The organism is Filomicrobium sp. (assembly GCF_025698805.1).
GTDB lineage: Bacteria > Pseudomonadota > Alphaproteobacteria > Rhizobiales > Hyphomicrobiaceae > Filomicrobium > Filomicrobium insigne.
In genome coordinates, this window is the sequence record NZ_JAILWT010000029.1 from 1 (window position 1) to 4,560 (window position 4,560).

Annotated in this window: 4 protein-coding genes; 1 reads left to right on the top strand and 3 read right to left on the bottom strand. The window is 61.6% G+C overall.

Going from position 1 to position 4,560, the window contains the following annotated elements:
• The coding region (locus K5845_RS21020; protein ID WP_287959958.1) for a DnaB-like helicase N-terminal domain-containing protein at positions 1 to 682 on the bottom strand (682 nt) is incomplete at its 3' end.
• A gap of 140 nt (positions 683 to 822) precedes the next feature.
• The gene (locus K5845_RS21025; protein ID WP_287959959.1) at positions 823 to 1,806 is read right to left on the bottom strand and encodes a hypothetical protein; all 984 of its coding nucleotides are present in this window, start codon (positions 1,804 to 1,806) and stop codon (positions 823 to 825) included.
• Between the two features lie 116 nt (positions 1,807 to 1,922).
• Here K5845_RS21025 and K5845_RS21030 point away from each other — a divergent pair, with 116 nt between their 5' ends.
• Positions 1,923 to 3,815 carry a sulfatase family protein gene (locus K5845_RS21030; RefSeq protein WP_287959960.1) on the top strand — a complete coding sequence of 631 codons (1,893 nt, stop codon included), beginning with the start codon at positions 1,923 to 1,925 and terminating at the stop codon, positions 3,813 to 3,815.
• A 62-nt stretch (positions 3,816 to 3,877) separates the two neighbouring features.
• Here K5845_RS21030 and K5845_RS21035 read toward each other — a convergent pair.
• Positions 3,878 to 4,560: DUF7483 domain-containing protein (locus tag K5845_RS21035; protein ID WP_287959961.1), on the bottom strand; the 683-nt coding region annotated here is incomplete at its 5' end.

A 4,560-nucleotide genomic window follows, 5' to 3' on the forward strand; every position in this document is an offset into this window, starting at 1 on the left:
GCCGCGCCCCAAGAATTATCAGGTCGCTCCGCTGGAACCCGCTCAGCAGCCGGTCAAGGTCGGCAAACCCGCTCGCAATCCCGGTGATGCCCGCACCACTCGCCTTCGCCGCTTCCGCCTGCTTGATGACCTCGATCAGGTTCTCACGCATCCCGCGCGCGCCGGTCTTGTACCCACCTGCCTCGGAAAGCCTGAACAGTTCGCTGCCCGCGCTTTCCACGACGCCATCCACGTCCTCCGGCCGCGCCGCATCGCGCGCCTTGGCGTGCAGGTTCTCCGCAAGGCCCATCAATTGCCGTTGCTTGAAGGCCGTCAGGATGACGTCGGCCAGACTTCGTGCATCACCCGCAAACGCCGCATTCTCAAACATGCTGGTGAGATGCGGAAACAGCTTCTCATCCGCATCGAAGCTTGTTCCCCGAAGCCGCTCCCGAATGGTGATCGGGTTCGCCTCCCCTCCCCGGCCGTTGATGATGGCCTCGACCGCACCGAACACCGCGCCATGCAGCGGAACGTAGAAATGGTCCGCCTCCAACCGCCCGTACAGATCATCGTAAAGTCGGTTGTTGACCATGATTGCGCCAAGCAACGCTTGCTCGGCCTGGACACTGTGCGGAATACCGGCAGCCTTGAACGGGGCATTACCCCTCAGCGGCACAAAACGCGCGGCCCCCTCTCCCATTTCCGCATCATGGCTTCAACAGGACGCATGCGCCACCACCAGCAATCAAACGATATTCATACAGCCCCGCACACATGCATTCCGGTGGCTAGAAAAGCGTCAAAGCTCCCTGCTAGAGTCGGAGCATGGTGAGCACCAGCCTAGGTTCGCACGCGAACTGTCTCGCTGCAGTCGCCTATGACCCTTGCAAAATGCGAAAGCAACAGATAGCTGAGCGCGAAGAACTCGTGGAAATCCTCCACGAGCGGCGGCATCAAGATGACGCCACCGGACCGCGGTCGCTTGAGCAGCCCTCGCTCCTCCGCGTCCTTCAACAGCTTGATAACATGCGCGCGCGAGGCGCTGATACTGCGGGCGAGCCCTGAGATCGAAGTCTGGATCGGCGCCTGTCGGCGCAATTCTTCCTCCTCAGCGATTGCCAGTAGAGAGAACACGACGAACATCCCGCCGTTGCGCTCGCTGAACAGTCCAGTGGAAGGTATGTGGTCGGTAATTCGGAAGCCGGCGCAATGGTGTGCGCTGATAAGGCGGACGAGCCTCGGCATGAAGTCCGGCCGATCGAGCATTTCAAGCGCGTGAGTAGCCTCCAAAAGAAGTGGCGCCGCGGCCGAGAAATGGCAATGCCAGCGCGCTCGCTGGTGCGCGATCAGCTTCGCAGTGGGCACCAGTTCCCGCCTGCGCCGATCGACCGGCGCCGCACCCGGCGCGGTTATGACATATCCTCGGAGCTTCATGAGTGCGAGCAGTGCACCGGCTCGCGTCGCGCTGCAGACACCTTGCTTTACGCACCTTTCCTTTAGACGTCCCGGTGTAAGCCCGATGCCATCGTCAGGCCGTCGAAAATGAAGATCGAGCACAAACAGCGTGACGAAGAAGCGTCCACGATCGTTGATGATGGCGTTGAGCACACGATTGCCATGGTGAATCGCGACGAGCGCTGCGGAGGTTTTGCGAACCGCGGCTGCAAACCCGGGAGCCGCTTTCAATGCCGCGCGCCGCGCGGGCGATGCTGGACCGCCATCACAAACAAGCGCATCCACATCCGCCGATGTGAGCGGCAGCGCCCAAGGCGACGAAGCGCGACAGTCTCCGATATGCAGTTGCTTTTCTACAGTTGATCTCACGCTTTGCCCTCTGTTAACCAGCAGTCCAAGAGGATTTTGGGAGTGACGATGGCCGCCTTGGCGCACGCGCCCGGTGCATGCCGCGTGTCATTGTCGACCACGTGGGGGGAAATGCAATGACCGATCATCAGGATGTCAATAGACGTACAGCATTGAAGCTCGGCTTGGCGGGGGCGGCCGCCGGAATCGCGGGCCGCGGTGCACATGCGGGCAGCGAAGCGTCCGCAAAGACAGAAACGGCGGGAATTACACGCCGGCCCAACATTTTGTTCCTGCTTGTCGATGAGCAGCGTTATCCGACTGTCTACGAGAGCGACGCGCTCAAGACATTCCGGGACACGCACCTGCCGGTGCAGCAGAGCCTTGCGAAGCGCGGGCTCACCTTTGAACGGCACTACATCGCCTCTGTCGCCTGCGTGCCGAGCCGGACGTCGCTTTACACGGGGCATTATCCCTCGCTGCATGGCGTCGCCAATACGGACGGTGCGGCAAAGGCTGCCACCGATCCCGAGATGCACTGGCTGCAGCCGGGCACGGTGCCGACGCTTGGCAATTATCTGCGGGCAGCCGGGTATCGCACATACTGGAAGGGCAAGTGGCACATCTCGGAGTCGGACCTCAGGGTGCCGGGCACCGAGCAGGTGGTCACCAGCTACGACGAGAAGGGGTTCCGTGATCCGGCGAAGGAGGACATCTACCTCCAAGCGGATGTGCTGGAGCCTTACGGGTTTTCCGGCTGGGTGGGGCCGGAGCCGCATGGGTCCGATCCGTTGCGGTCGGGGTCGTGCGCGGCGCAGGGTCAGCAGGGGCGCGATCCGGCGATCTCCGAGCAGGTGGTGCGGCTCCTGGGCGAGCTGTCGAAGTCGGATGACGACACGCCGTGGTTCGTCATGGCCTCCTTCACCAACCCGCATGACATCGCGCTGTGGGGCTTTTTCACGAACCTCGCGACGCGCGCGCAGGGGGCATACGATTTCAGCGTTCCGGACACCGTGCCCGAGGATGTCTTCGACAAGGACCTATTCGAGAAGACGCGACATGAGCACCTCAAGTCCAAACCGTCCTGCCAGCAGTCATACAAGGAAGCTTATTCCCAGTTCATGCAGCCGGCGTTCGCCAGCCAGGAGTACTACCGGCTCTATTACCGGCTGCATGCGGACGTCGATAAGCATCTCGGCGAGGTCATGGCCGCGCTGGAGACGTCACGGTTCTTCGAGGACACGATTGTCATTTTCACCTCGGACCATGGCGACCTGCTAGGATCGCATGGCGGCATGCACCAGAAATGGTACATGGCCTATGAGGAAGCACTGAGGGTGCCCCTGGTCATCGCGCAGCCGGGGAATGCCAAGGCGCAGTCGGTTACCATGCCGACGAGCCACATCGACATCGCTCCGACGATTCTCGGGCTCGCGGGTGTCGATGCGGAGGCGGTGCGCAAGGAGATCGCCGGCGGGTTCACCGACCCGCTGCCGCTGGTGGGGCGCGATCTGTCGCCTCTGATCCGGGGTGAGGCGCCGGATGGTTTGAGCGGTCCGGTCTTCTTTATGACGGACGATGATCCGAGCCGCGGGCTCGACCAGAAGAACTTCATCGGGCTTTCATATGATTCCGTCGCGCAGCCCAATCACGTCGAGACGGTAATTACCGAAATCGACGGTGAGGTCTGGAAGTACTCGCGCTATTTCGACCACCCGCGCTACTGGAGCAATCCCGGTACGCCCGGCGAGGATGGCGTGCGCGACGTGGTTCTTACGCTGCACGGGCGCGAGAAGACGGATGATGGTACCCGGCGGCGGCTTTATGAGCAGCGCGTCAAAACAGAACCCGCGCCCAGCGAATATGAGCTGTACAATGTAACGGGCGATCCAATGGAGCTTGAGAACCTAGCCGGGAAGCCCGAGTGGCAAGAGCGCGAGACTCACCTGCGGCAGCTGCTGGTCGAGCAGCGAGAAAATAAACGATTGACGCCTCAGAGCGGTCCGGTGCCGGGCGAAGGTGCGGTCTGAAGTTACAGTTGAGCTGATCAAGTCAGCCTTGAACTTGTAAAGCAGGCGCTTGCCTGCCCGCCCTACCGCGCGTTGGCGTACTTGAACGGTGCCTCGGCGAAGGCCGCGTAGATGTAGGTGGACCCGTTCGCGTTGTGCGCATTGTTCGTGGTGCGCAGCTTGAAGCCGTTCGACAGCAGGTCCATGATCACGCCGCTGTTTTCCGCGTTGGTGACATCCGGCGAGAGACGCGTGTCGATCGGGTTATAAGCAGGCCGGTTCATGTCCACCAGCTGCCAGCTGTTGCCCGATGAGCTGGACTGCTTGAGCAGCACGAACGCGGGGCGGAACCCTGTGTTGATGAATGGGCCATCGTTGCTGCCGTTGCCCGTGTAGCTGCCAAAGCTGGAGAACCCCGGCACTTCGGCCCATGCGTAGACAATATAGTTGGTTCCGTTACCGTTCACCTGCGCCTGTCCACCCCAGCCATTCCTGCCCACATAGATGTTGGTGCTGTCCGGAGCGGTGTTGTCCCAGATGGCCGTGCTGTTACCGCACGAATCAGTGTTCGAGAGCGTGCATTCACCAGATGTCGGGGTCAGCGCCGAGTGCCACACCTTCCAGTTCTGCGCGCTGTCACGCGCCTTGAGGATGAACATCGCCGGAGCCTTGCCCAAGCCGTGTGCTACCGCCCGCCCGGTACCGTTGTTGCCCGTATAGGTAACAACGTTGAATCCCGGTGTTGTCCCCTTCTTCCAGGCCCACG